This is a genomic window from Psychrobacter sp. CAL346-MNA-CIBAN-0220, from assembly GCF_040309805.1.
In the GTDB taxonomy this organism is placed as follows: domain Bacteria; phylum Pseudomonadota; class Gammaproteobacteria; order Pseudomonadales; family Moraxellaceae; genus Psychrobacter.
In genome coordinates this window covers 1-256 of the sequence record NZ_JBEOPF010000490.1, presented here as the reverse complement: position 1 = coordinate 256, position 256 = coordinate 1, and the positions used below count along the sequence as shown (strand labels likewise).

The 256-nt window shown below is 39.1% G+C and carries 1 protein-coding gene; it reads right to left on the bottom strand.

The features are described 5' to 3' along the window. A partial coding sequence (locus AAEY88_RS14490) for a phospholipase D-like domain-containing protein (protein WP_350563515.1) occupies positions 1-256 on the bottom strand: 256 nt, incomplete at both ends.

Below are 256 nucleotides of genomic sequence, written 5' to 3'. Positions count from 1 at the left end.
ATCACCGATATTACGACCACCAATGATGGTGATTTGTTTATCAAAAATCATGCTTTTATTGTGCATGCGTCTATTGATACGTGGCAAACCGGTGACAAAATTTAAAGTCTGAAATTTACGATGCATTAGTGGATTGATAATACGCACAGCAATATTAGGGTGACTGGCAAAACGCAGTAAATGCTGATCAAATTTAGCATTATTATTAAAATCATCGAGCAGTAAACGTACAATCACGCCGCGCTCCGCCGCATCC